The organism is Curtobacterium sp. MCPF17_002 (genome assembly GCF_003234115.2).
Classification (GTDB): domain Bacteria; phylum Actinomycetota; class Actinomycetes; order Actinomycetales; family Microbacteriaceae; genus Curtobacterium.
This window is the reverse complement of record NZ_CP126251.1, coordinates 796201-822215: the sequence shown is the minus strand read 5'-3', so window position 1 is coordinate 822215 and position 26015 is coordinate 796201. Positions and strand designations below refer to the sequence as shown.

Annotated in this window: 24 protein-coding genes; 12 read left to right on the top strand and 12 right to left on the bottom strand. The window is 70.8% G+C overall.

Annotation, left to right across the window (positions count from 1 at the left end; genetic code table 11):
- Positions 1 to 94 precede the first annotated feature (94 nt).
- Entirely contained in the window at positions 95 to 277 is a 183-nt protein-coding gene (locus DEJ28_RS04000; RefSeq protein ID WP_146248878.1) for a hypothetical protein, read from the top strand.
- A 28-nt stretch (positions 278 to 305) separates the two neighbouring features.
- Here the strand turns inward: DEJ28_RS04000 and DEJ28_RS03995 are convergent, their stop codons facing one another.
- The 6 genes from DEJ28_RS03995 to DEJ28_RS03970 form a co-directional block, all read right to left on the bottom strand.
- Positions 306 to 1298 (bottom strand): alcohol dehydrogenase catalytic domain-containing protein, encoded by a 993-nt coding sequence (locus tag DEJ28_RS03995; protein ID WP_220034641.1) that lies wholly within the window; start codon positions 1296 to 1298, stop codon positions 306 to 308.
- Positions 1295 to 1756, bottom strand: coding sequence for a MarR family winged helix-turn-helix transcriptional regulator (locus DEJ28_RS03990; RefSeq protein WP_111116346.1), 462 nt, complete (start codon positions 1754 to 1756; stop codon positions 1295 to 1297). Before DEJ28_RS03990 ends, DEJ28_RS03995 begins: the two co-directional genes overlap by 4 nt.
- Positions 1757 to 1819: 63 nt before the next feature.
- Positions 1820 to 4318 (bottom strand): beta-xylosidase/alpha-l-arabinosidase, encoded by a 2499-nt coding sequence (locus DEJ28_RS03985; RefSeq protein WP_258368126.1) that lies wholly within the window; start codon positions 4316 to 4318, stop codon positions 1820 to 1822.
- Positions 4315 to 5196: a carbohydrate ABC transporter permease gene (locus DEJ28_RS03980; protein ID WP_111116345.1), complete on the bottom strand. Its 882-nt coding sequence runs from the start codon at positions 5194 to 5196 to the stop codon at positions 4315 to 4317. Before DEJ28_RS03980 ends, DEJ28_RS03985 begins: the two co-directional genes overlap by 4 nt.
- Complete coding sequence (locus DEJ28_RS03975) at positions 5196 to 6218, bottom strand: carbohydrate ABC transporter permease (protein WP_111116344.1); 1023 nt, start codon at positions 6216 to 6218, stop codon at positions 5196 to 5198. The genes DEJ28_RS03980 and DEJ28_RS03975 overlap by 1 nt, the downstream gene beginning before the upstream one ends.
- Positions 6219 to 6220: 2 nt before the next feature.
- A complete protein-coding gene (locus DEJ28_RS03970; RefSeq protein WP_111116343.1) occupies positions 6221 to 7522 on the bottom strand; it encodes an ABC transporter substrate-binding protein in 1302 nt (433 codons plus the stop codon).
- Positions 7523 to 7669: 147 nt separating this feature from the next.
- Between DEJ28_RS03970 and DEJ28_RS03965 the strand changes: the two genes are divergently transcribed.
- Positions 7670 to 8707, top strand: coding sequence for a LacI family DNA-binding transcriptional regulator (locus DEJ28_RS03965; protein ID WP_111116342.1), 1038 nt, complete (start codon positions 7670 to 7672; stop codon positions 8705 to 8707).
- A gap of 90 nt (positions 8708 to 8797) precedes the next feature.
- Here the strand turns inward: DEJ28_RS03965 and DEJ28_RS03960 are convergent, their stop codons facing one another.
- Positions 8798 to 9781 (bottom strand): AraC family transcriptional regulator, encoded by a 984-nt coding sequence (locus tag DEJ28_RS03960; RefSeq protein WP_146248877.1) that lies wholly within the window; start codon positions 9779 to 9781, stop codon positions 8798 to 8800.
- Between the two features lie 122 nt (positions 9782 to 9903).
- Between DEJ28_RS03960 and DEJ28_RS03955 the strand changes: the two genes are divergently transcribed.
- Together DEJ28_RS03955 and DEJ28_RS03950 are read left to right on the top strand one after the other, a co-directional pair.
- Positions 9904 to 10350 carry a MarR family winged helix-turn-helix transcriptional regulator gene (locus DEJ28_RS03955; protein ID WP_111116340.1) on the top strand — a complete coding sequence of 149 codons (447 nt, stop codon included), beginning with the start codon at positions 9904 to 9906 and terminating at the stop codon, positions 10348 to 10350.
- A 160-nt stretch (positions 10351 to 10510) separates the two neighbouring features.
- Entirely contained in the window at positions 10511 to 10666 is a 156-nt protein-coding gene (locus tag DEJ28_RS03950) for a hypothetical protein (protein ID WP_181433769.1), read from the top strand.
- A 284-nt stretch (positions 10667 to 10950) separates the two neighbouring features.
- On the opposite strand, the gene DEJ28_RS03945 is transcribed toward DEJ28_RS03950, so the two are convergent.
- Positions 10951 to 11970, bottom strand: coding sequence for a LacI family DNA-binding transcriptional regulator (locus tag DEJ28_RS03945; protein ID WP_181433768.1), 1020 nt, complete (start codon positions 11968 to 11970; stop codon positions 10951 to 10953).
- A gap of 264 nt (positions 11971 to 12234) precedes the next feature.
- Between DEJ28_RS03945 and DEJ28_RS03940 the strand changes: the two genes are divergently transcribed.
- The 5 genes from DEJ28_RS03940 (at position 12235) to DEJ28_RS03920 (ending at position 17354) form a co-directional block, all read left to right on the top strand.
- On the top strand, positions 12235 to 13464 hold the full coding sequence (locus DEJ28_RS03940) for a sugar ABC transporter substrate-binding protein (protein WP_111116339.1): 1230 nt from the start codon (positions 12235 to 12237) through the stop codon (positions 13462 to 13464).
- Positions 13465 to 13619: 155 nt separating this feature from the next.
- Positions 13620 to 14480: a carbohydrate ABC transporter permease gene (locus tag DEJ28_RS03935; protein ID WP_111116338.1), complete on the top strand. Its 861-nt coding sequence runs from the start codon at positions 13620 to 13622 to the stop codon at positions 14478 to 14480.
- Positions 14477 to 15364, top strand: a complete 888-nt coding sequence (locus DEJ28_RS03930) for a carbohydrate ABC transporter permease (RefSeq protein WP_111116337.1) — start codon at positions 14477 to 14479, stop codon at positions 15362 to 15364. The genes DEJ28_RS03935 and DEJ28_RS03930 overlap by 4 nt, the downstream gene beginning before the upstream one ends.
- A gap of 47 nt (positions 15365 to 15411) precedes the next feature.
- Positions 15412 to 16248 (top strand): ThuA domain-containing protein, encoded by an 837-nt coding sequence (locus DEJ28_RS03925; protein WP_111116336.1) that lies wholly within the window; start codon positions 15412 to 15414, stop codon positions 16246 to 16248.
- Between the two features lie 5 nt (positions 16249 to 16253).
- Positions 16254 to 17354, top strand: coding sequence for a Gfo/Idh/MocA family protein (locus DEJ28_RS03920; protein ID WP_111116413.1), 1101 nt, complete (start codon positions 16254 to 16256; stop codon positions 17352 to 17354).
- A gap of 209 nt (positions 17355 to 17563) precedes the next feature.
- Here DEJ28_RS03920 and DEJ28_RS03915 read toward each other — a convergent pair whose 3' ends face one another.
- From DEJ28_RS03915 to DEJ28_RS03900, 4 genes are all read right to left on the bottom strand, one after another.
- On the bottom strand, positions 17564 to 20113 hold the full coding sequence (locus DEJ28_RS03915) for an OpgC domain-containing protein (protein WP_258368125.1): 2550 nt from the start codon (positions 20111 to 20113) through the stop codon (positions 17564 to 17566).
- Positions 20110 to 20523, bottom strand: coding sequence for an ATP-binding protein (locus DEJ28_RS03910; RefSeq protein ID WP_181433767.1), 414 nt, complete (start codon positions 20521 to 20523; stop codon positions 20110 to 20112). Before DEJ28_RS03910 ends, DEJ28_RS03915 begins: the two co-directional genes overlap by 4 nt.
- Complete coding sequence (locus tag DEJ28_RS03905) at positions 20520 to 22541, bottom strand: glycosyltransferase (RefSeq protein ID WP_502866940.1); 2022 nt, start codon at positions 22539 to 22541, stop codon at positions 20520 to 20522. The genes DEJ28_RS03910 and DEJ28_RS03905 overlap by 4 nt, the downstream gene beginning before the upstream one ends.
- Positions 22542 to 22925: 384 nt before the next feature.
- Complete coding sequence (locus DEJ28_RS03900; RefSeq protein WP_111116334.1) at positions 22926 to 23783, bottom strand: TetR/AcrR family transcriptional regulator; 858 nt, start codon at positions 23781 to 23783, stop codon at positions 22926 to 22928.
- Positions 23784 to 23919: 136 nt separating this feature from the next.
- On the opposite strand from DEJ28_RS03900, the gene DEJ28_RS03895 reads away from it, so the two are divergent.
- The 3 genes from DEJ28_RS03895 to DEJ28_RS03885 all read left to right on the top strand — a co-directional run bounded on the left by DEJ28_RS03895 (position 23920) and on the right by DEJ28_RS03885 (position 25946).
- Entirely contained in the window at positions 23920 to 24849 is a 930-nt protein-coding gene (locus DEJ28_RS03895; RefSeq protein ID WP_111116333.1) for an NAD-dependent epimerase/dehydratase family protein, read from the top strand.
- A 99-nt stretch (positions 24850 to 24948) separates the two neighbouring features.
- On the top strand, positions 24949 to 25545 hold the full coding sequence (locus tag DEJ28_RS03890; RefSeq protein ID WP_146248876.1) for a nucleotidyltransferase domain-containing protein: 597 nt from the start codon (positions 24949 to 24951) through the stop codon (positions 25543 to 25545).
- Positions 25542 to 25946, top strand: coding sequence for a hypothetical protein (locus DEJ28_RS03885; protein WP_111116331.1), 405 nt, complete (start codon positions 25542 to 25544; stop codon positions 25944 to 25946). The genes DEJ28_RS03890 and DEJ28_RS03885 overlap by 4 nt, the downstream gene beginning before the upstream one ends.
- Positions 25947 to 26015: the final 69 nt, after the last annotated feature.

The window sequence follows — 26015 nt, the reverse complement described above, 5'->3', positions numbered from 1 at the left end:
CCTCGTGTTGGACGGCGGGCACCGCGTGTGCGACGGTTTCACGACCCCCGAACGAGTGACCTGTTCGGGCACCTCGACGACGAAGGGACATCCCGTGCACAGCACCTACCAGGGTCTTCCGGACAGCAGCCGCCGGCTCGGGTCCCACCGCGCGTCCGGCCTCACCGACCCGGCTGTCCTGCAGGCGTACGTCGACCACCGCGTTGCCGACCCGTCGCTCCTGTCGAGCTCGACGGGCCCGTCGTACGCGGACTTCTTCGTCACCCCGACCCCGTAGCCGGTCGCACCGACCCGGTTGGCCCGACTCAGCGCGTCGTGTCGAGCAGCACCCGTCCCCCGCGACCGGCGTCGACCAGCTCGTGCGCCGCTGCGGCCTCGGCGAGCGGCAGGACCGAACCGATCGTGACCGAGACCTCACCACGCGCGACGCCGGCGACGAGGTCCTCCATCGCGGCCCGCTTCACGTCCGGGTCGAAGTCGTCGCTGCCGAGGAACCGCACGAGCACGTTCGCGAACAGCAGCGGCGGGAACGGCAGGTCCACCCGGTCCCCGCGCGCGAAGTAGGTGGCGATGACGCCGTCGTTCGCGATGACCGCGGCGTCGAGGTCGGCGTTCGCGTCGAGTGCCACCTCGATGATCCGGTCCACGCCGTCGGGAGCGATCGCGCGGACCGCCGCGACCGGGTCGGCGTCGAGCGCGACGACGTGCATGGACGCCGAGGTCGCCGCCTCGAGGTCACCGCTGCGGCGGACCGTCCCGATGACCGTCGCACCGGCGGCGACGGCGAGCTGTGCGGCGAGGGACCCCACCGCGCCGCGGACGCCCTGCACGAGCACCGTCCGGCCGTGGACCGGACCGTCCGCGAACACCGCGCGGTGTGCGGTGATGCCGGGGATCCCGAGCGAGGCGGCCACGTCGTCGCCGACCTCGTCGGGGAGCGGCACGGCCAGGCGCTCGGGGACGACGACGTACTCCGCCGCGGTGCCGAACTGCCGGTAGGACTGCGCGCCGTGGACCGCGACCCGCAGGCCGACGAGTTCCTCGGCGACGCCGACACCGACCTGGTCGACGACACCGGCGCCGTCGCTGTGCGGGATCACCCGTGGGTACGGCATCGCCGACCCGAGCCACCCCTCACGCTTCTTCGTGTCGCCGGGGTTCACGCCGGAGCGGGTGAGCCGCACGCGCACCTCGCCCGCCGCGGGCTCGGGGGTGTCGACGACCCCGAACCGGAGGACGGCCGCTGCCGGACCCTGCTCGTCGTACCAGACTGCCTGCATCGGCGTGACTGCGTTCATCGGGCGCGTTCCTCTCGTTCGTCCGGCGGTGTCCGTCGGAGTGCGCGCAACAGCCCCTCGAGCTGCTGCAGTCCCGGGGCGTCGAGCCGTCCACCGAGGCGGCGGTCGAGCGCATCGTCGAACGCCGCCTGCGCGCGCTCGAGGACGCCGGCGCCGGCCGGGGTCAGGACGAAGAACGCCGAGCGCCCGTCGCCGGGGTTCGCGAGCCGCTCGCAGAAGCCGTCGGCACGGATCCGCTCGACGAGCTTGCTGGCGCCGCCGCGCGTGATCGACAGGGCGTCGGCGATGTCCGCGACCCGGCAGTCCGGGGTCGATGCGATCACCGACATCGGCTCGAACCGGCTCAACGGCGTGCCGCACGACGCCGTCATCGCGGCGTCGACGTCGGACCAGACCTCGGTCTCGGCGCGGATGAGCGCGTCGAACACCGTTCGGAGGAGCGGCGACCGGGGACCCATGCGACCAATCTAGTTTCCGTGGAAACCACATTGCAACCCGTCGCACGGGTCCCGCTCACCGGGTCAGGCGCGGTCCCACGTGACGATCCGCCGGTCGGCGGACGTCACCTCGCGCACCGGACCGGTGATCCGGAGCACCGTCCGGTCCGTGGCGGAGCCGGGGACGGGCTCTGGACCGGACCCACCGCCGTGCGCGACGATGCCGCCGGAGTCCACCGTGCCTCCAGGCCGTGACGCCGCCGCGTGGGACGCGACCCACACCTCGACGTCACCGGGCTCGACCACGCGACGCAGGTCACGACCGCTGAACGCGAACCGCTGGACCGGCACGCTGAACCGCACCCGGGTCGACTCCCCCGCGGCGAGCGCGACGCGCGCGTAGCCGAGGAGCTGCACGAGGGGCCGTGTGACCGATCCGTGCACGTCGTGCCCGTACAGCTGGACGACGTCGGCGCCGGAGCGGTCCCCGGTGTTGGTGACCGTGACCGTCGCCGTGAACGCGCCGTCCGTCGTGACCGTCTCGTCGACGACGAGCGCGGAGTACGCGAACGAGGTGTACCCGAGGCCGAACCCGAACGGCCGGACCGGGGTCGAGTCGGCGGCGGTGACGTCGGACGGACCGCCGAGCCGCGGGTGCAGGTACGTGTACGGCTGCGCGCCGGCGGACCGTGGCAGCGAGACGGGCAACCGGCCGGACGGCGAGGCGACCCCGGTGAGGAGGTCCGCGATGGCGAGGCCACCGCCCTCCCCCGGGAAGAACGCCTGCACGACCGCAGCCGGTCGCGGACCCGGCCCGTCGAGCGCCCACCCGATCGCGTACGGGCGACCCGTGAGCAGCACCATGACCGTCGGTGTCCCGGTGGCGACGACGGCCTCGACGAGCGCCCGCTGGACCCCGGGGAGGTCGAGCGACTCGGTGTCGTTGCCCTCGCCGACGGTCCCGCGACCGAACAGTCCGGCCTGGTCGCCGACGACGACGACGGCGACGTCCGAGGCGGTCGCGACGGCGACGGCCTCGTCGATCCCGGACCGGTCGGTGCCGCTGACGGTGCACCCGAGCGCGAAGCGGACGGCCGCGGTGCCGAGCGCGTCCGCGAGTGCCTCGCGGACGGTCGGGATCGCGAAGCCCAGCGGCAGGTCCGGGTGCGAGGCGAGGACGTGGTTGGCGAAGGAGTAGCAGCCCTGCAGTGCCTCGGCGCGGTCGGCGTTCGGGCCGATCAGGGCGAGGGACGTGCCGGGCGCGAGCGGGAGGACGGGCGCGGCGACCGGGTCGCCGGCGTCCGTCCGCGCCGCCTCGTTCGACAGCAGGACGAGGGAGCGCGCCGCGAGCTGCTGGGCGAGCTCCCGGTGCCGGGGCGTGTCGAGGTCGATCCCGGTCGGGGCGTCCTCGGCGAACGCGTCCGGGTCGAGCAGCCCGAGCCGCTCCTTCTGCCGGAGCACCCGGAGCACCGCCCGGTCGACGAGCGATTCGTCGACGAGTCCGGCGCGGACCCGCTCCACGAGCGGCTCGAGGTAGGCGTCACCCGTCGGCAGCTCGACGTCGATGCCCGCCTCGAGCGCGAGTGCGGCGGCTTCGCCGCGGTCGGCGGCGATGCCGTGCATGACCTCGAGGAACGCGACCGAGAAGTAGTCGGCGACGACGGTCCCGTCGAAGCCGAGCCCGTCACGGAGCAGGTCGGTGAGGAGCGCGCCGTTCGCGGCCACGGGCACGCCGTCGATCTCGGCGTACGAGTTCATGACGCTCCGGGCGCCGCCGTCGCGGATCGCCATCTCGAACGGCGGCAGGAAGACGTCGGCGACCTCGCGGGGGCCGGCGTGCACCGGTGCGTGGTTCCGCCCCGCCTGCGATGCCGAGTACCCGAGGAAGTGCTTGAGGGTCGCGTCGACCCCGGCGCTCTGCAGCCCGCGGACGTACGCGGTGCCGACCGTGCCGACGAGGTACGGGTCCTCGCCGATGCACTCGTCGACGCGGCCCCACCGGGGGTCACGGATCACGTCGAGGACGGGCGCGAGGCCCTGGTGGATGCCGAGCTGCCGCATCGAGGACCCGATCGCGGCCCCGACCTGTTCGACGAGGTCCGGGTCGAACGCGGCACCCCACGCGAGCGGCGTCGGGAACGTCGCGGCCTTCCACGCGGCGAGCCCGGTGAGGCACTCCTCGTGGACGAGCGCCGGGATCCCGAGTCGGGTCTCGCGCTGCAGCCGGCGCTGTTCGGCCCACAGCCAGGCCGCGCGTTCGTCCGGCTCGACGGGTCGGGTGCCGTACACGCGGGTGAACTGGCCGATGCCGTGCCGGGTGATGTCGGCGAGGGTGCGGCCGTCCTGCGCGGCGGCCATCTCGCCCTGCATCGGGGCGACGACGCCGTTCTGGTCGAGCCAGTAGCCGACGAGCTGGGCGGCCTTCTCCTCGAGGGTCATCGCGGCGAGGAGGGTGGTGACGCGGTCCGCCGCGGGTTCCGGTTCCCGGGTCGTGTCGGCTGCGTCGGCCGCGTCGGCTGCGTCCGTTCCGGCCTGGAGGCGCGGCTCGCGTCCGGCGGTCCGCGTCGCGTCCGCCGTCGTCACCCCTTCACCGCCCCGGTCAGGCCGCCGACGATCCGGCGCTGGAAGATCGTGAAGAACACGAGCGCGGGGATCATCGACATCGACGTGAACGCGAGGACCTTCGCCGTGTCGACGGAGTACTGCGACGAGAACGCCTGCACGCCGAGCGGCAGCGTGTAGCTGCCCTCGTTGTTGAGGATGAACAGCGGCAGGATGTAGCTGTTCCAGCTCGCGATGAACGCCAGGATCCCGACGGTCACGACCCCGGGCAGCGACAGCGGCACGATCATCCGGAAGAAGAAGCCGAGCCGGCTTGCCCCGTCGATCGACGCCGCCTCCTCGAGCTCGTCCGGGATCGCCCGCAGGAACGGCACCAGGATGATGACGGTCGTCGGCAGGGCGAAGGCGATCTGCGGCAGGATCACGCCGGCGAGGCTGTTCGTGAGACCGAGGTCCTTCACGAGCAGGTACAGCGGGGTGATCGCGACGGTGATCGGGAACATCAGGCCGGCGGCGAACAGGGCGTAGAGCGCACCGCGGCCGGCGAACCGGTAGCGGGCGAGCACGAAGCTCACCATCAGCCCGAGCACGACGACGCCGACGGTGGTGCTGACGGCGCTGATCGTCGAGTTGCCGAGCTGCTGCCAGAACACACCGCTGGACAGCACCGAGCCGTAGTTGCCGAACTGGAACGGTGCGGGCAGTCCGGCGGGGCTCGTGGTGATCTGCGAGTTGGTCCGGAAGCCGCCCAGCACGATGTACAGCACCGGGGCGAGGTTCGCGGCGACGAACAGGATCGCCACGACGTAGGTGAGCGGGTTGGCGTGACCCAGCGCCGCACTGGACCGGCGCTCACGCGCGCCCCGTCGCCCGGGGGCGACGATGCTCGTGGTGGCCATCAGTTCTTCCTCTCGGTGAGTGCACCCGCGGTGTCCCGGCGGAGCACGAAGCGCTGGTAGATCAGGGCGACGGCGAGCGAGATGACGAACATCACGACCGCGACGGCGCTGCCGAAGCCGAAGTTGCCGGAGGTCCGGCCGTTCGCGACCATGTACGTCGCCATCGTCGAGGTGCCGGCGGTCGAGGCGATGTACTGCCCCCAGATGATGTAGACGAGGTCGAACAGCTGGAGCGACCCGATGATCGACAGGAACGCCCAGATGCGGATCGTCGGTCCGAGCAGCGGCAGCGTGATGCGGCGCTGGATCTGCCAGTAGCTCGCACCGTCGATCGCGGCGGCCTCGAAGAGCTCCTCGGGGATGCTCTGCAGGCCGGCGAGGAACAGGATCACCGCGAAGCCGATGTACTTCCACGAGATGATCACGAGCAGCGTCCAGATGGCGATGTCCGGGTTGGACAGCCAGTCGGCGCGCAGTCCCCCGAGCCCCATGCCCTGGAGGAGGTCGTTCACGGCGCCGTTGGACTGGAGCATGAGGCTCCAGCCGGTGCCGATGATGACCTCGGAGATGACGTAGGGCACGAAGACGAGCACGCGGATCAGGCCGCGGCCGTGCATCTTCTGGTTGAGGAGCAGCGCGAGCACGATCGCGATCGGCCCCTGCAGCACGAGGGACATCACGACGATGAACCCGTTGTGCATCAGGACGGACTGGAACGCCTTGTCCTGGAAGATGATGACGTAGTTCTGCAGCCCGACGAAGTCGGTCGGAGGGCCGTAGCCCTGCCACTTGAAGAACCCGTAGTAGGCGGCCATGCCGACGGGCAGGATCACGAACGTCACGAAGACGATGACCGCGGGTCCGGCGAGGACGGCGATCTCGGCGCGCTGCCGCCAGTCCGCGACGCGGCGCGTGGACCGCCGCCCGGCGGGGAGCGGCGTACCGCTCCCCGCCGGAGACGTCCCCGCGGCCGTGTCCGACCCGGTGGCCGGAGTCGTGCCGAGCGAGGTGTCGACAGTCATGCTCAGCCCTTGGCCGCAGCCTGGTTGGTGGTCGAGATGATGTCCTTCGCGTCGCCCTTGCCGGCGAGCACGTCGACGACGCTCGTGTTGAGCGCGTTGCCGACGTTCTGGCCGTACAGGGTGTCGAGGTACTGCGAGACGAACGGTGCCTCGTTGTACGCGGCGAGCGCCGACTTCAGGTAGTCGGAGTCGACGACGGACTGCGCGTCCTTGTTGACCGGGATGGCGTTGAAGGCGGTGTAGTAGGCCTCCTGGTTGTCCTTCTGGACGATGAAGTTGAGGAAGTCCGTGCAGGCCTTCTTCGGGGCCTTCGCCGAGCAGGAGTTGCCGTCGACGCCACCCATCATCGACTTCGGGTCACCCTTGCCACCGTCGATGGTGGGGAACGGGAACCAGCCGAGGTCGGCCAGCGGCTTGCCGTCCGGGGTGAGGGAGGCGATCACGCCCGGGTCCCAGGCACCCATGAGCTCCATGGCCGCCTTGTGGTTGGCGAGGAGACCGGCGGAGCTGCCGGCGCCCTGCTGTGCGGCCGTGGTGAGGAAGCCGTCGTTGAACGGCTCGGTCTTGTTGAACGCCTCGAGCTGCTCGCCCGCCTTGGTCCAGCACGGGTTGTCGAACTTCAGCGACTTGGCGGTGCTCGTCAGGGTCTTCTCGCTGCACTCGCGGAGCGCGAAGTTGTAGTACCAGTGCGCGGCGGGCCAGGCGTCCTTCGCGCCGACGGCCACCGGGTCGACCCCGGAGGACTTCAGCTTCGCGATGTCGGCGTTGAGCTCGTCCATCGTGGTCGGGGTGCCGTCGATGCCGGCCTTCTGGAACAGGTCCTTCGAGTACCAGATGCCCTCGGGGAGCACCGCGCCCGGCATCGCGTAGGTGCCGCCGTCCTTCTCGTAGCCGGCGAACGTGCCGGCGCTGATCGACTTCTTCGCGTCGGCGCTGATGGAGTCGGAGATGTCCATGAGCTGCCCCGCGGCGATCATCGCGTCCATCTTGCCGCCGCCGCGCTGCAGGAAGATGTCGGGTCCGTCGCCGGAGTTGAGGGCCGTCTGGAGTTTGCCGTCCAGGTCCTCGTTCTGGATCGCCTGGATCTTGATGGTGACGTTCGGGTACTGCTTCTCGAACGCCTTGACCGTCGAGGCCCAGTAGGCCTTGCCCGGTCCGGTGGTGGAGTTGTGCCAGAAGGTCATCGTGACCTTCCCGCCGTCGCCGCCGTCGGAGGCATCGCTGCCCGCCGAGCAGCCTGCGGCCACCAGTGCTGTCGCCCCGATCAGCGCGATGGCTGCCGCGGCACGGATCTTCCTCGTCATCGTGGAACTCCTGAAGTGTCGTCGTTGACATGGAGCGACATCGACTGCCGCTGCGGAGAGCGTGCCAGGTGGTCGCAACCCTTGTCAATCGATATCGATAACGTTTTCTAGCGCAGTTTCCGTCGCACACAGCGGTACGGTGAGCACATGGACACGGCTCTCGGAGTGCGTCCCGGGCCTTCTCGGGTGACGATCGGGGACGTCGCGCGCGCCGCCGGGGTCTCGATCCCGACGGTCTCGAAGGTGATCAACCAGCGCGACGGCGTCGCACCCGCGACGATGCTCCGCGTGCAGCAGGTGGTGGAGGAGCTCGGCTACGAGACCTCCCTCGTCGCCCGGAGCCTGCGGAGCTCGCGCACCGGCGTCGTCGGCATCCTGGTGCCCGAGTTCGAACCGTTCTCGACCGAGCTCCTCCGCGGCATCTCGAGCGCCACGACGGGCACCGGCTACGAGCTGCTCGCGTACGCCGGCCTGATGACCGGCGCGGACCGGCCCGGGTGGGAACGCCGCTCGCTGTCGCGACTGTCCGGCACCCTCATCGACGGCGCGATCGTGGTCACCCCGACCACCGCGCTGTCGAGTTCGTCCATCCCCGTGGTCGCGATCGACCCGCACACCGGGCCGGAGGGGCACGCCACGGTCGACGCCGACAACGAGGGCGGCGCCGTCGACGCGGTCGAGCACCTCCTCGCGCTCGGCCACACCCGGATCGCGCACGTGCACGGCCGTGCGGACCTCGCGTCCGCCCAGCTCCGCGAGGCCGGGTACCGCCGCGCCCTCGTCGCCGCGGGCATCACCGTCGACGAACGACTCGTCCGGGACGGCGGCTACCAGGAGGACCAGTCCGCGGCCGTCGCGCACGAGCTGCTCACGATGGCCGACCGCCCGACCGCCGTCTTCGCGGCGAACGACTCGTCGGCCTTCGGTGTGCTGCGTGCCGCCGCGGCGCTCGGTCTGCGCGTGCCGGACGACCTCTCGGTGATCGGCTTCGACGACGTCCCGCAGGCGTCGACGACCACCCCGCCGCTCACGACGGTCGTCCAGCCGCTCGCGGAACTCGGGTCCCGCGCGGTCGAGATGCTGCTGACGATGCTGCGCGGGGAGCCCGCGTCGGCGCACGTCCGGCTGCCGACGACCCTGCGCGTCCGGCAGAGCACGGGACCCGCCCCCACGACCACCGCCTGAGCGCGGGAGCACACCGAGCGGGCAGCGCGCACGCCGTCAGCGCCGTCAGCGCGCTCAGCGCGCTCAGCGCGCTCAGCGCGCTCAGCGCGCTCAGCGCCGCAGCGTCTGCTTCGGGTACTCGCCGAACCGCTCCACGTACGACGCCGAGAACCGGCCGAGGTGCGCGAACCCCCACCGGCGCGCCACGTCGCCGACGGTGCCGGCCTGAGCGTCGAGTTCGAGCAGGTCCGCGCGGACGCGGTCGAGCCGGACCTGACGCAGGTAGGTCAGCGGCGAGACGTCGAAGACCCGCCGGAACGACTCCTGCACCGACCGCACGCTCAGCCCGGACGCCTCGGAGAGCTCGGCGACCGTCACGGCGTCGGCCGCGTGGTCGTGGACGTACTGCACGGCGGCGCGGAGCCGTGAGTTGCGCGGGTGACCGAGCACGGCCGGCAGGTGGTCGTGCTGCGGCGGGAAGGCGTCCAGGAACACCTCGGCGGCCATCGCCTTCGCGGCGTACCAGGCGGTGGACTCTGGTCCGCCGACACGCAGCGAGCGGGCGAGCGCCGTCAGGGCTCCCTGCCACCGCCGGGCGGTCTCCGAGTCGGGCTGGCGCCGGTCGTCGAACTGCAGCGGCTGCTCGGCCGCTTCGGTCCGGGTGGCAGCGACACGCCGCACGAACTCGCGGTCGAGGTGGACGAGACGGAGATCGTGGTCGGTCGTCCAGAACGTGTACTCGTGGTCAGGCGGCAGCAGCACCGGGGTCTCGCGCGGCAGGGGGTACCGCTCGCCGAGACGCTCGACCTCGGCGGACCCCGCGCCGATCCACGCGACCACGTGGTCGCCACCGGTGGGGACGGACCCGTGCAGCGACCCGCGGAGCTGCGCGCGCCGGATCGTCACCTCGGTGTCGCCGAGTGCGGTGTAGCGGTAGTCGAAGGCACCGTCCGTCGGTCGCGCGACCCAGTGGTCGCCGCCGTACAGCCCGCCGAGGTCGCGCACGGCGTCCTCGGGGCTGCGTCCGGCGACCTCGAACCGGACGGTCGCCGGAGCACCGAAGCCCTCGGTCTCGTCCATCAGCGGGTCCACCACGGGGACCTCCGTTCCGCGGCCGATGTCCACATCGCGCCACGCCCCTCGTTATCTGGATACGCTGGCAGGGTGAGCGCGGCGTATCGTTGCGCGGAACCGAGCCACACCGAGGGGGCGACCGCGTGAGTGAGATCGACCTGACGGCCGCGATCACCCGGTTGGAAGCGGCCATGGGGGCCCTGCGCGGTCGGCTGCGGGAGCGGCTCCAGGTCTCGGGCACGGACCTGACGGTCCTGCAGTTCGTCGCACGCGCCGCGGCGGCGGAGCGGAGGGTCCGGGTGAAGGACCTCGCGTCGCACCTCGGGCTGAGCGGCCCGGCGGTCACGGGGACCGTCGATCGTCTGGAACGGGCCGGCCACCTGTGCCGCGTCCCGAACCCGGACGACGGACGGAGCCGGTTCATCGAACTGACGCCGGAGACCCAGCGCGCGTACGCGGCCGCGATGGACAGCACGAACGAACACCTGCACGAGCTCCTGTCCTCCTTCTCTGCTCGCGAGAGCACCAAGTACGTCGGGCTGATCGACCGCGTCGTGGAAGCGCTCGAGTACGGCGCCCCGACTCCTTGACGGCAGGCTACGGGCGGCTCGGGGCCACCCCTGGTCGTTTGTCCAACAAGCGCAGTTAGGTAACTTGCCTACCTAGCCTGCCGGACGGATCGCCCTGCTGGTACGTACCTTCTCCACCGGAGGCCCCCGTTCGGGGGCACCAGGACGACGAGGAGGGATCATGGGCAACTACGAATCCGAGCAGGGCGTCGACCCGGTGCGCATCGAGACGTTCCGCCGGATGCGGAAGCGCTGGAAGTTCGGCGAACTGCAGGACGGCGCCGGGCTGTACGAGGACTTCTTCACGGACACCGCGCGCGACCCGCGTCGGCGCTGACGGAACGGCACCTGCGCGGTTTCGCGCTGAGCGACACGTCACGCGTTCGCGGACCCGTGAACTGTCGCTTGGCCCGAAAGGTCACCGGCTGACGGCCTGGAGGCACGGTGCGGACCCGACCCGCGCCTCCAGGCCGGTGGGTGGCGAGTGGCGCCGCGAAAGCGACAGATCGCGCGTCGGCGTCAGGCCGACGGCCGCGAAAGCGACAGATCGCCGCCAACTGGTCGCGGTCATCTGTCGCTTCAATGTGTGGAGACCCGGGACCGACCCGCGCCTCCAGGCCGTCAGGCGGTCGGCGCGGGCGCCGTCGACTCCGCGGTGCGGAGCGTGCACGGCAGGAGGAAGTGCGGCAGGTCCTCGGAGGTGCCGTCGAGCTGCTCGATGAGCGCGTCGGCGGCGCGCGTGCCGAGCTCCGCGCCGGGGGCGACCATCGTCGACAGTCGCGGGTAGTGCTGGTCGGCGTTCGTCTCGGACGAGGCGATGCTGAGCACCGAGACGTCCTCCGGGACTCGACGTCCGGCGGAGTAGAGGCCGACGAGCAACCCCGCCGAGGAGTCGTCCTTCATGACGAGCACCGCCGTGACGTCCGGGGACACTGCGAGCAGGTCGCTCGCCGCCTGCCGGCCACCGTCGCTGCCCGGCCCGGAGTAGACGACGTGCCCGGTGAGCCCTCGTTCGGCGAGGACGCGCGCGAAGGTGGCCTCGGCTCGGAGGTGCGGCGCATAGCCGGCCATCGGGGTGCCCTCGAGGTCCTCGAGGACGAGCCCGAACCGACGGTGCCCGAGCCCCTGGAGGTGGTCGAGGCTGTCCTCGATCGTGGTCTCGAAGTCGATGTCGACGTACGGGAGCCCACTGCTGTCACGGGTGCGGCCGATGAGGGTGAACGGGACGTCGAGCGCGGCGAGGACGGCGACGCGGGGGTCGTCCATCCGCACCTCCATGAGGATGACACCGTCCACGAGCCCGCCGGACACGAGGTCGTCGAGGTCGTCACCCGCCGGGTCGACGGGCCAGAGCACGAGGTGGTGGCCGCGCTCCGACGCACGCTGCGCCGCGCTCATGAAGAACTGCGAGGTGGTCGGGCTGAAGCGGTTGCCGGTGGTCGGGAAGAGCAGCGCGATGATCCGGGTGCGCCGGCTCGCCAGCGCCCTCGCCACGACGTTGCCACGGAACTTGAGCTCACGCATCGCGGCGGTGACCCGCGCGGTGGTGGCCGGGGTGACGTACTTCGTGCCGTTGACCACGAACGAGACCGTCGCGATCGAGACCCCGGCGCGATCGGCGACCTGCTGCATCGTGGCCATGGCGTCTCCTGCTCCGGGTGTGGACCGCTCGAGGTCGTGGTCGTGGTCGTGGTCGTAGTCGCGGCCGTGGTCGCGGTCGCGGTCGCGATCGTGGTCGCGAACGATCCGAGCGGCTCCAGCTTAGCGACGACGGATCCCAGAAAAGCGCTTTACAGGTGAAGCGCTTTTCTGTTAGCTTCTCGCCCCAGGAGCACAGCGACGATGACGTCAGCGGCCTCGTCGGTGCGTGCCAGCCCCAGCATCCGTCAAGAGAAGAGCTCTGCAATGAAGCACAAGTTCACTTCCCCGTCGCGCCGGATCCGCGCCCTCGTCGGCGCCGTCGCCGTCGTCGCCACGATCCCGTTGGTCCTCACCGGGTGCTCCGGCTCCGGATCGGCCTCCACGGACTCGAAGACCCTCACCATCGAGGACTACTACGCGGCCAACTACAACCCCATCTACAAGCAGTGCGCCGCCACGGTCGGCGCGAAGCTGGACATCAACCACGTCGCCGGCGCCGGCCTCATCGCGAAGGTGCTGCAGCAGGCATCGTCGAAGACGCTGCCCGACGTCCTCATGCTCGACAACCCCGACGTCCAGCAGATCGCCTCCTCCGGTGCCCTGTCCGACCTGTCCGCCTACGGCCTGAGCGCCTCCGGCGACGTCCCCGGCGTCAAGGCCGCGAACACGTACAAGGGCAAGCTCTACGGGCTGCAGCCGGCCACGAACTCGATCGCCCTGTACTACAACAAGAAGCTCCTCGCGGCCGCGGGCGTCCAGCCGCCCAAGACGTGGGACGAGCTGCAGGCCGCCGCGAAGAAGCTCACCAAGGGCTCGACCTACGGGTTCGCGATGAGCAACATCAACACGTACGAGGGCACCTGGCAGTTCCTGCCGATGTTCTGGTCGAACGGCGGCGACGAGAAGGACATCGCCACGCCGGAGGCCACCCAGGCGCTCACGTTCGTCGAGGGCCTGCAGAACGACGGGTCACTGTCGAAGAGCTCGATCAACTGGGCCCAGGCGGACGTCAACAACCAGTTCATCGCCGGCAAGGCCGCGATGATGATCAACGGTCCGTGGCAGCTCCCGGCGCTCAACGCCGCGAAGGGCCTCGAGTTCGACAGCGTCCCGATCCCGACCCGCACCGGCTCGGACACCGTCGCCCCGCTCGGTGGTGAGGCCTTCACCGTCCCGCAGACCGGCGACAAGACCAAGATGCAGCTCGCCGGCAAGTTCGTCGGGTGCCTCAACAGCGTGAAGATGCAGAAGGTCATCGCCGGGGCGACCGGCAACGTGCCGACCAACATCGAGGCCGGCGCCGCCTGGGCGACCGACCACCCGCAGGTCGCGTCCTTCGTCACCACCGTGCAGACCGCCCGCGCCCGGACCGGTGAGCTCGGACCCGACTGGCCCAAGGCCGCCACGAAGATCTACACCGCGGTCCAGCTCGCCCTCACCGGGAAGGCCAGCCCCGAGGCAGCGCTCAAGCAGGCGCAGTCGCAGGAGCAGTAGCCAGTTGCACATCGGGAGCCGGCCGACCGGCCGGCTCCCACCCGCGTGGAGGAAAGGACCCCGGCGTGAGCGCCTCGACACAGACACGACCACGGACGACGTTGCCCGTGGTGACACCCCGACCCGGGCAGCGACGAGCCCGGTTCCGATCCGGCTTGACCCGATGGCTCTTCGTGGTCCCCGCCGCACTCTTCGTGGCCGTCTTCTTCGGCTACCCCGTCGTGAAGAACATCATCATGTCCTTCCAGGACTACACGACGGCCACGTTCTTCACGGGCGAGGCCCCCTGGGTGGGACTCGGGAACTACATCTCGGTGTTCCAGAGCTCGGTCTTCACGACCAGCCTCGTGAACACGGCCCTCTTCACCGCCGGCTCGATCGTCCTGCAGTTCGTGATCGGGCTGAGCCTCGCGCTGTTCTTCCGGCGGCACTTCCCGCTGTCGGGCTTCCTGCGCGGGCTGCTGCTGCTGCCGTGGCTGCTGCCCCTCATCGCCTCGAGCGCGGTGTGGAAGTGGCTGCTCGACCAGGACAGCGGTGCGTTGAACCAACTGCTCGGCATGGTGGGCATCGCACCGGTGCCGTGGCTCGTCAGCCCGAGCCTCGCGCTCATCGCGGTGATCGGCGTCAACGTCTGGCTCGGCATCCCGTTCAACACGACCATCCTGTACAGCGGTCTGCAGTCCGTGCCGCCGGAACTCTACGAGGCAGGATCGCTCGACGGCGCCACCGGCTTCAAGGCGTTCTGGTACATCACGTGGCCGAGCATCCGGTCGGTGGTCAGCGTCGTGATCGTGCTCGGGGTCGTCTACACGCTGAAGGTCGTGGACATCATCCTCGGCCTGACCGGCGGCGGCCCGGCGAACTCGACCCAGACCCTGGCGACGAACGCCTACCACCAGTCGTTCATCAACTTCCAGTTCGGCATCGGAGCCGCGGTCAGCAACGTGCTCATCGTCGTCTCGTTCGTCTTCGCGATGGTCTACATCGCGCTCTCCCGGAAGGCGGTCGACGAATGAGCGTCGGACTCGCGAACCAGACCGTCACCGCGACCCGCGCGATCACGACCGAGCGCAGTGCACGGCCGCGGCGTCCGCGCACCGTCAAGGGCATCCCGTTCACGATCCTCGGCATCGTCTTCCTGGCGATCATGGTGTTCCCGGTCTACTGGATGGTCAACACCAGCCTCCAGGCCACGTCCGGGGCAGCCACGGCGACGTGGTTCCCGTGGAGCCCGACGTTCGCCGGGTACCAGGCGGCGTTCGCGCAGCAGGGGCAGAACTTCGTGTCCAGCATGATCATCGGCCTCGGGACGGTCGTGCTCACGCTCGCCGTCGCGACCCCGGCCGCCTACGGGCTCGCACGGTTCCGGATGCGGGGCACGCGGGTGTTCCTGCTCGTGCTGCTCATCACCCAGATGATCCCGGCGATCGTGATCGCGAACGCGCTCTACACGTTGTTCAACAACGTCGGGCTGCTCAACAGCTACATCGGCCTGATCCTGGCGGACAGCGCGGTCCAGGTGCCCTTCGCCATCCTGCTCATGCGGGCCTTCATGGAGTCCATCCCACCGAGCCTGGTTGAGGCCGCCCTCGTCGACGGCGCCAGCGACTTCCGGGCGTTCGTGTCGATCGTCGTCCCCATCAGCCGGAACGCGATCGTCACCGCGGCGCTGTTCACGTTCCTCGGCGCTTGGGGTGACTTCCTCATCGCGCTGACCCTGACGTCGACACCCGCGGTCCGACCGATCACGCTCGGCATCTACAACTACATCGGCTCGAACGTCACCGACTGGGGGCCCGTCATGGCGACCTCGGTCCTCGCATCGCTGCCGGCGGCGGTCCTGCTGATCTTCGCCCAGAAGTACATCTCCGCGGGTGCCCTCGGCGGGGCCGTCAAGTGACGACCCCGGACCGACGCCACCACACACCACAGTCCGAAAGGCACACCATGACCACCACCCCCCTGCGCATCACCGTCTGGGGCGAGAACGTCCACGAGCAGGTCGAGCAGCACGTCGCGGAGCGCTACCCCGACGGCATGCACGGCGCCGTCGCGGACGGCATCCGCGAGAACCTGCCGGACGCCGTCGTCCGCACCGCGACGATGCAGGAACCCGAACACGGCCTCACCGACGAGGTCCTCGCCGAGACCGACGTCCTCACCTGGTGGGGGCACGCCGCGCACCAGGACGTCGACGACGCCGTGGTCGACCGGGTGCACAAGCACGTGCTGTCCGGCATGGGGCTCGTCGTCCTGCACTCCGGCCACTGGTCGAAGATCTTCGGCAAGCTCATGGGCACCACCTGCACGCTCCGCTGGCGCAGCGAGCACGACCAGGAACTCGTCTGGACCGTGAACCCGCAGCACCCCATCACCCGCGGCGTCCCGAACCCGATCGTCATCCCCGAGCAGGAGATGTACGGCGAGTACTTCGACGTCCCCACCCCCGACGAGCTCGTGTTCATCTCGGGCTTCACGGGTGGCGAGGTGTTCCGGAGCGGCATGACCTACCGTCGCGGCCTCGGGAAGATCTTCTACTTCTCCCCCGGCGACCAGGACTTCCCCGTGTACCACCACAAGGACGTCCGCCGCGTGATCGCGAACGCCACCGAGTGGGCACGGCCGGAGCGTGAGCGGGAGATCCCGACGCTCCGCCGCTACGAGCTCGGCGAGTACTTCGACGGGCAGCACTACCGCGGCCCCTTCGACGACGCGCCGGTCGAGGAAGCGGCGGCGTCCGCCGAGGAGCCGGCCGCACCCGAGCACGAAGGGGCGCAGGCGTGACGCCGTTGCGCGTCGTCCAGGTCGGCGCCGGCGGGATGGGCCGGGCCTGGCTCGGCACCGTCGCCGCAGACCCGGACGTCGAGCTCGTCGGCATCGTCGACCTCGACCTCGACGCCGCCCGGGCCGGAGCAGCCGTCGCGGGCGACCCGTCGATCCCGGTCGGTAGCGACCTGACGGCGCTCATCGCCGACACCGGGGCCGAGGCGGTGCTCGACATCACCGTGCCCGTGGCCCATCACCCGGTGACGCTCGAGGCCCTCCGCGCCGGACTCCCCGTCCTCGGCGAGAAGCCCGCCGCGCAGACCGTCGCCGAGGCGCTCTCCCTCGCGGCCGCCGCCGAGGCCACCGGCAGGCTGTTCATGGTGTCGCAGTCGCGCCGGTACAACGACCACCTGGTCGCGTTCCGGCAGCACGTCCGCGGTCTCGGTGCCGTCGGCGGGCTGAGCACCCGCTTCGCGAAGGCCCCGCACTTCGGCGGTTTCCGCGAGGAGATGGACGACGTCCTCCTGCTCGACATGGCGATCCACGCGTTCGACTCCGCCCGGTACGTGCTGGAGCGGGACCCCGTCTCGGTGTACTGCGAGTCGTGGAACCCGTCGTGGTCCTGGTACCGCGGGGACGCGGCGGCCGCAGCCGTCTTCACGTTCGAGGACGACGTCCGCTACGTCTACGACGGGTCGTGGTGCGCGCCGGGTGCGGAGACCTCGTGGAACGGCGACTGGCGCGCATCCGGCGCTGCCGGCACGGCACTGTGGGACGGCGACCACGACCCGTCGAGCGACCTCGACGGCACCCCCGGGAGCCCCGAGGCCGCGCCGAGCGTCGGCAACGAGATCGCCGGGTCGCTGGCCGCGTTCGTGCACGCCGTGCGGTCCGGTGGGACGCCGGACGGCGAGGTGCACGGCAACGTGATGAGCCTCACCATGGTGGACGCGGCGATCGCCTCGGCACGGTCCGGGCGGCGCATCGTCATCGACGAGGTCCTCGAGCAGGCGCACGCGACCGCCGTGGCACACGAGCAGGACCCCGGGATCCGCGAGCGGCTCACCTCGTGGGAGTCGGTGCGGGGTGCGCTGGCGACGGCGCCGGTGCCGTTCCGCTCCTAGGGTGCTGTTCCGCTCCTAGGAGGTCGTTTCGCTCGTAGGGTGCTGTTCCGCTCGTAGGGTGCCGTTTCGCTCGTAGGGTGCAGGAATTTCCTGCCTCCTACGAGCGATTCGGCTTCCTACTGCGGGTGCGATGGGTCGGAACGTACGCAGGGACGGACTGGAGGCGCGGTGCCAGCTGGCACCGCGCCTCCAGTCCGTCTGCCAGCGCGTCAGCGCGGGATGATCGAGAAGAGGAACTTCTTCCGCACCATGTACCACGCGAGCAGGATCAGCAGGGTGTGGGTGGCGAAGCCGATCCAGACGTTGCCCCAGTCGAGGCCCGGGATCGACGCGATCGCGAGCGCGAAGAACACCTGCCAGACGAACACGTAGAGACTCGCCTGCCCGATCGGGATCCAGAGCCAGCCGATGGCCTTCGAGATCGGCTTCCAGAACACCGTGAGGATCGCGTACGACACGATCGCGAAGAACGCGATGTCGACCAGGCGCCCCCACTGCAGGTCGACGCGCTGGTACGCCGTGTTGTACAGGTCGTCGTACATCGACGCGGGGAACGGCGCTGGCGTGAACCCGAACTGGTTGCCGGCCCAGACGTACACCAGGAACAGTGCGTACCCGCCGATGCCGACCCCGACGAGCACCTTGCCGAGCCGTCCGGTGAGCGCACCGATGATCTGCCGTCGGTAGTACCCGAGCACCAGGCCGTGCGTGAAGACCACCTGCCAGGTGAGGAGCGGGAACACCGACTCGAACTGCGAGTTGAGCGGCCGGAACTCCGGGTTGACCGCCTGGTACACGTAGAGCGCCCAGCTGACGACGAGCAGCGCCCACCAGAACCCGCGGCGGATCACCCACATGAACGCCGGGATGAAGAGGCTCAGCACCACGAAGAGCCCCATGATGTTGAACGGCCACGGGCCCATCTCGAGCAGCAGGAACTGCCGGATCGCGTACCACGGCGGCGGGTACGCCAGCAGCTGCATCGCGTTCGGGTAGAGGTCGTACACGCGCCCCTCGGCTCCGACGCCACCCGTGCCGGTGCCGCGGTCCGTGAAGGTCGTGATCGCATCGGTGTCGAGGAACGGCACGAAGCTCAGCGCGAAGACGACCAGGATCACCCCCAGCGTGACGAGGTACTGCTTCCGCGCACGCTTCCACGCCCCGATCGCCGCCGCCCACTCGCCGAACTTCTTGATCGCGAACGGGTACGTCATGCCGAGGACCATGCCGGACAGGAACACGAACATCTCCGCGCCGGTGATCGCGCCGACGGCGTGCAGCGTGATGTACGAGTACGGGCCGCCGATCTCGATGTGGGTGATGACCACGGCGAGGATGATGAAGCCGCGGAACAGGTCGAGGCGCAGGTCGCGCCCCGGTTTGCCGTCGTCCGGGTACCGCCAGCTCGGGAGCAGCCGACCGAAGAGCCCGCTCAGCAGGAAGACGACGGCGAGCCCGACCGCGCACCAGACGATCCAGGCCATCTGGTCGCCGCCGGTGTCGTACTGCTGGGCGGTCGCGGCGGCGCCCTCCTGCGGCGTCACACGGTCGGTGACCGGACCGAACGCGAAGTCCCCGGAGCGCTCGAGATCGGTACGGAACGAGCCCGCGATGCCCGGTACGGCCGTGTCGCGCCAGTCGGCGACGCGGCCCGCGGCCTCGGGCTCGCGGCGGTTCGTCTCGAGGAAGGTCACGCCGCGGATCAGCGGCCGGTCGGCGACCGCGGCGATCACCTGCCGCCACCAGCCCTGCTTCACCGAGAGCTCGGCGTCGCCCCGGAGCGAGTGGTCGTACAACGCCCCGGTGTCGAGCAGCATCGGGCGGTCGTCGGCCGCCGCGAAGCGGTCGTAGAAGTTCTCCGGCTGCTGCTCCTCGTAGCCCCAGGTCTCGTCGAACCGTGCGGCCACCTCGCCGGCCTCGGGCACGTCGTTCCGGGTGAGGGGGACGTCCCGGCCGGCGGCCTCGGTCGCCTTGCCCTTGCCGAAGGAGTACATCGACAGGCCGACCCAGTCCACCGAGGAGTCCCCCGGCCAGTACGGCTCGTACGGGTCGTCGGCCGCGGTGAGCTGCCCGTCGCCGTTCGTGTCGAGCTTCGCAACATCCGTTGCCGACAGGTCCCGCAGTCGACCGGCGGACTCGCCGAACGGGTAGCCCGCTCCGTACGACGGCGACCACACCATGCGGGCGTCGGAACTGCCGGCGTGCACGGCACCGGCGAGCGCACGGAACGCCCGCACGTACTGCGTCGGCTGCTGCCCCCACCGCACCCACGTGCCGTTCATCTGCGGCGCGAACCGGACGAGCACCTGGGTGTCGTACTGGCTGTGGACCTGCTCCAGGAGGTCGTTCGCGGCACGGGCGTCGGCGGCGTCGAGGGACCGGAGCGACCGGTCCGGCTCGAGGCTCACGACGAGGACCGCTCCCTGTGCCGCGGCCGCCCGGGTGGCGCGGAGGAACTCCTTCCGTGCGGAGCGGTCGAGCGGGTACTGGATCTCCACGCCGTACATCGACGGGGTCGCACCGAGCCGACCGGCGTACCCATCGGGAGCGTCGTCGCCCCAGTCGATGTCCGGACCGAACCACGTGGTGCCGTCGGACGGCTGGAGTGCGGCGACCGATCGGGCCTGCACCGCGGACGCCTGCACCGTGGACGCCTGCGCGGCCGACGCCTGCGCCGCCGACGCCGGCAGGGCGCCACCGAGCAGCAGCGTGCCGAGGACGACGAGGAACGCGACCGCCCGAGCCCCCAGACGGCTCACCGGGAGCACGCCAGCGTCCAGATGTTGTGCCCGTCCTCGTGCCGGTGCTCGAGTCGGTCGAGTGCGGCGATCGCGAGCGCGAGGCCGCGCCCGCTTTCCTCGTCGACGTCGGCCATCGTGACCGCTCGGAGGTCCACGTCGGCCGGCCGGCCGTTGTCGGTCAGCACGGCCACGAGCTCGTCCGCGGTGGCGTCGAGCACGACGGTGTAGCCCCGGCCCGCCTCGCGATCGGTGCGGCGGGTGTGCTCGACGATGTTCGCGGCGATCTCGGCGAGGGCCGTCTCGAGGCCGAACCGGAGCCGGACGTCGTCGATCCCGAGGGCGTCCCACCAGACGGCGAAGCGGTCCTGCACGACGTCGAGCGACTCGACGGTGGCCGGGACGTCGAACTCGGTGCGGGCCGCGCTCACAGGGGTCCCCCGACGGTGCTCGACTCGTGCTCGGACTGCACCGTGCCGGGTCCGCGGTAGCGCACGGCCCGGATCACGATGCTGAAGATGAACAGGTCGAAGACCACCCATGCGGTGTTCACGAGCGGGGCGATGCCCGACGCCTGCCCGGTCAGGTAGCGGATCCCGATGAGGACCAGCGCCGCGACGAGGGCGCCCATCGCGATGAGCTGCGGCTTGACGAGGTCCCACCGCGGCTTCTGCTCGGACGTGTCACGGACCTTGGGCGTGACACGGAACCCGAGCGGCTTGCCCCGGAAGACGTTCTCGAACGCGCTCGTGACCGACTCGATCCAGACCGGGAACAGCGCGAGCGAGTACTGCTGGCCGCGCCACGTCGGTCTCCCGGCGGCGACGACCCAGAACAGCAGCTGGTTGAGGACGAGGAACGGGATGAGCCGAGCGAAGAAGTCGACGCTGTAGGCCTGCACCGGCACCACGCCGAACGACAGGCAGAGCACCGGGGCCGCGATGTAGACGATGGCGGCGAACCCGGACAGGTAGCTCCACATCGTCGAGAAGTACATGAGCCGCTGCCCCCACGACAGGCCCTTCTGCACGAGCGGGTTCTCACGGAAGAACACCTGCATGGTGCCCTGCGCCCACCGGAGCCGCTGCACGAGCATGGTCGGCAGGTCCTCCGGCGCGAGCCCCTTGGCGAGGATCTCGTCGTGGTACGCGGACTTCCACCCGAGGCCGTGCAGGCGCATCGCCGTCGCCATGTCCTCGGTCACCGAGATCGTCGCCAGCGGCATGATCGGCTGGGCCTCGTCGTCGCGGTTGACGTCGAGCGCGCGGGCGAGGACCGCGATGGACTCGATCGCGGCGACCGGTGAGGCATCCCGTCGCCCGAGGACGTCGAGCGCGGCGTCGTCGAGCCCGGCGAAGGTGTCCGCCTCGGTCGACATCGCCGCGAGTTCCTGCAGGTCGTTCCGCACGGACTCGAGGTCGGACGCGGCGAACCGGAAGGAGATCGCGTCGATGCCGCGCTGGAACCCGTACGTGACGTCGCCGAGCGGTTCGCCGCGCTGCACCTGGTCGCGTGCGCGGTCGACCACCGCCTCGGCCTCGTCGAGCGCGCCGAGCACCCGCGCGTCGGTCTCCGTCTCGCGGGCCCGGGAGAGGAGCTTCCTGGAGGTCTTGATGGTCCGAGCGACCGACGCCTCGACCTCGCGCACGTACCGGGTGACGCCGAGCTGCATGAGCGCTTCGCGCCGGAGGATCGCGTTCGACCCGCAGAAGAACGCGGCGTTCCAACCGTCCTTCGACTGCTGGATCGGCCCGTAGAAGAGCGGCGCCTGGCTGCCGAGCAGGTCGGCGTCCGGCACGTTCTCGAACCACTGCGGCGTCTGCACGAGCGCCATCTCCGGGTCCTTGAAGTACCCGAGGGTGCGGTCGAGGATCGACGGTTCCGGCACCTGGTCGGCGTCGAGGATGAGCAGGAACTCGCCACGGGTGGCGAGGAGGGCGTTGTTGAGGTTGCCGGCCTTGGCGTGGCGGGGACGGTCGACCCAGTCCGCGCCGCGGGTGATGATCCCGATGCCGAGCGACTCGGCAGCAGCCCGCATCTCCGGGCGGTTGCCGTCGTCGAGGATCCAGGTCTCGTGCGGGTGCGCGATCGCCTTCGCCGCCTGTGCTGTCCGGACGACCAGCTCGACCGGCTCGTCGTACGTGGTGATGAAGACGTCGACCGTGACGTCCGACGACGGCTTCGTGGGCGGTTCGCCACGCTCGCGCAGCCGCCAGGCCCCGATCGCGAAGAGCAGCGAGTCGATGACGCTGTACGTCTCGGCGAGGATGAGCGGCACCGCGATCCACCACGAGTGCCAGTTCACGGACGCGGCCCACCGCCACCCCACGTAGTTGACGCCGGCGATCGAGGCGAGCAGCGCGACCGTCCGCACCGTGACGAGCCGGCGACGCGAGGTACCCGTGGTCAGACGACGGCGGTCCTGGCGGCTGACGTCGAGCGCGGTCACCGGGCGGCCCCGGACGCGGGGTCGCCGAACGTGCTGCGTCGCAAGCGTGCCTCCTGATCGCCCGGCCCCGGCCGCAGCGTGCGCCCGAGGGTTGGTTCCGTCCGGGCGTCGGCTCCGGGTGCCGACGCTGCGGGCGTCCGCTCGGGTCGTCGGGCACGACCAGGGCGTAGGGACCTGTCTACCGCAGGTCGGTGCCGATCGTCAGCCGGACGCCCCGATCTGGGGACGAGTCCCGCCCGTCATCAGCGCAGCGCGGACGAACGGGCGCGCGTGCACACGCCCGCACGCACGCGCAGACGCCCGCACGCACCCGCGCGCCCGAGCGCCCGCACGCACGCCCGCGCACGCCCACTCACGCCGAAGCACCCGCACCTGCACCTGCCCTCAGTCGAACGTCGCCGCGAACCCGATGTCGGCGGCCAACCGCGCGATCACCTGGTCGAAGTACGCAGCTCCGTCCGACACCGAGCCGGCGTAGTGGCCGAACAACTCGAACGAGATCGTCCCGAAGACCGTCGTCCAGGCCATCAGCGTGCGGACGAGGACCTCCTCCGGCAGCTCGATGCCGAGCGTGCGCAGGGTGGCGACCCCGTCGGCGACGGCCGACCCGGCCGCCCCGGGGGCCGCCGTGGGCGCGGAAGGCGATCCGCGCCTCCAGTCCGACACGGCTGACCCGGCTGACCCGGCCGACCCGGCCGACCCGGCCGACCCGGCCGACCTGGCCGACCCGGCCGACACGGCCGACCCGGCCGAACCGGCCGACGCGACCGCACAGGCCGAACCATCCGACGCGACCGAACCGCCCGAACCGACCACGTCCGCGACCACCCGCACCAGCGTCAGCGTCGTCCGCGAGGCGGGCTCGACCGTCTCGCGCGGCGCGACGTAACCGGGCACCGGTGAGCCGAACAGCAGCGCGAAGTCGCCCGGGTGCGCGACCGACCACGTCCGGATCGCCCGGCACGCGGCGACCCAGCGGCGACCGGGTTCGGTGCCCGCTGCGGCGTCGGCGGCCTCGACCGCTGCGCCGAGCTCGTCGTAGTCGGCGACGAGCAGCGCCGTGAGCAGGTCGTCCCGGCTCGGGAAGTACCGGTACACCGCTGAGGACACCAGCCCGACGTCCCGCGCGACCGCGCGGAGGCTCAGCTGCGACGGGCCCTCGGCCGTCAACCGGGCACGCGCCGCGGCCAGGATGCCATCGTGCACGGTCCGTCGTGCGAGCTCACGTGCCGTCGGTGCCATGCCCCCACCATGCCACGAGAGAGCAGTGCACACAAATGAGAGCGGTGCTCTTGCAATCGCGACGGAAGCGGTGCATGCTCGTCCCAGAGAGCGGTGCTCTCGCAGACCACCGCCACCCCGACGAAAGCAGGAAGCCATGTCCCAGCACCACGTCGTCATCGGTGCCGGCCCGGTGGGCCGGCACATCGCCGAACTCCTCGCCGAGCGCGGCGACCGGGTCACCGTCGCCACCCGTTCCGGCCGCGACACCGGGCTGCGCGGGGTCACGCACGTGGCGCTCGACGCCTCCGACGCAGCAGCGCTCACCCGCGTCACCGAGGGCGCGACCGCCCTGTACAACTGCGCCAACCCGGGGAACTACACCCAGTGGGAGCAGGTCTGGCCGCCGCTCGCGACGTCGCTCCTCACCACCGCCGAGCGCACCGGTGCCGTCTACGCGATCACCGGCAACCTCTACCCGTACGGGCCCGTCGACGGCCCGATGCGCCCGGACCTGCCGGACGCCGCGACCGACCACAAGGGCATCCTCCGCGCCCGGCTCTGGGCAGACGCGCGCGCCGCCCACGAGGCGGGGCGGATCCGCGCCGTCGAGGTCCGCGCCGCGGACTACGTCGGCCCCGGGACCGGCGCCAACGGACACATCACCCGCGTGCTCCCGGCCGCGCTGCAGGGCAAGGCGGTGTCGATGATCGGGCGGACCAACCTGCCGCACAGCTTCACCGAGGTACTGGACGTCGCCCGGACCCTCGTCGCGGCCGCCGACGACCACGGCTCCCACGGTCGCACCTGGATGGTGCCGAGCAACGAGCCCCGGTCGCAGCGGCAGGTGGTCACGGAGATGCTCGCCTCGGCGGGGAAGCCTCCCGTGACGGTGCGACGGCTGCCCGCCGGCATGCTCCGTGCTCTCGGACTCGTGTCCCCGATGATGCGGGAGATCTCGGACATGAGCTACCAGTGGACGGCGCCCTACGTCATCGACGACAGCGAGAGCCGGGCGCGGTTCGGCATCGAACCGACGCCGTGGGACGAGGTCTGCCGCCGGACGGTCGCGGGGCTGCGCGCCTGAGCGCGGCGCCGGGCTGCGCCGTCGGCGCCCTCTGAGGCGCTGGCGTCGTGATGTACACATTTGTGCACCACTTGGTGCGTTTTTGTGTACAGTGCGACCATGAGGTTGACCGAACCGCTCGCATCACTCCTCGCCGAGTCCCAGGCGGGGGCACTCCGAGTGCTCGCACGGACGGACGCCGGGATGACCGGACGCCAGGTGGCCCGACTCAGCGGGGCAGCGCAGCACACGACCACCAAGCGCGCGCTCGACAAACTCGAGCGGATCGGGCTGGTCGACGTCGACCGCGGTCTCCAGCACTCGGTCTACCGCGCGAACCGCGACCACCTGCTGTGGCCGGCGATCGCACTCTCCCTCGAGGCGTCGTCCGAACTCGAGCGTCGCATCGTCGGGCTCGTTCGCGACGAACGCGCCGATCTGCTGTCGGTCGCGGTGTTCGGCTCGGTCGCACGCGGAACAGCGGGCGACGAATCGGACCTCGACCTCGTCATCGTGTCCGACAGCACCCCCGCTGCCGACTTCGCCGTCCACCTCGGTGACCGCGTGCACGCCTGGACCGGTAACGAGTGCGCCGTCCTCGACTTCGACCGGGCGCAACTCCACGCTGCGGTCGACGCCGACGACCCCATCGTGGAGTCCCTGCGACGTGATGCGCGAACGGTGTACGGCACCGAGCTCCGCCACCTCCTCGCATGACGCCGCGAACACGCTCGATGTCCGTCGTCGACGTCGCGGCGAGGCGCGCCGAGGCGGTCGCCTACCTCGACGCCGCTCGACTCCTCGCGACGTCGGACGACCACGCCGATCGGAAGGTCAGCGGGTCGAACGCGGTGCTCGGCGGGATCGCCGCGGCGGACGCCATCTGCGGCCACCTGCTCGGGCTGCGCCACGCCGGCGAGGACCACGGGGAAGCCCGCCGCTTGGTCGACACGGCATGCCGTCCAGACCGGCAGCCCGGCCTGCAGCTGAAGCGGCTGCTCGACGAGAAGACGAACTTCCAGTACTCCGCCTCACGGGTCACGGACACCCAGGTCCAGACGCTGCTGACGGCGCTGGAGCGCCTGGTGGCACGGATGGACGAACAGCTCCGCCGCTGAGCCGCCCCACCCCGTCGGGCGCACGCTTTCCGCACGCGACGCACGCCGGGCAGTGGAACGGGCTCACCG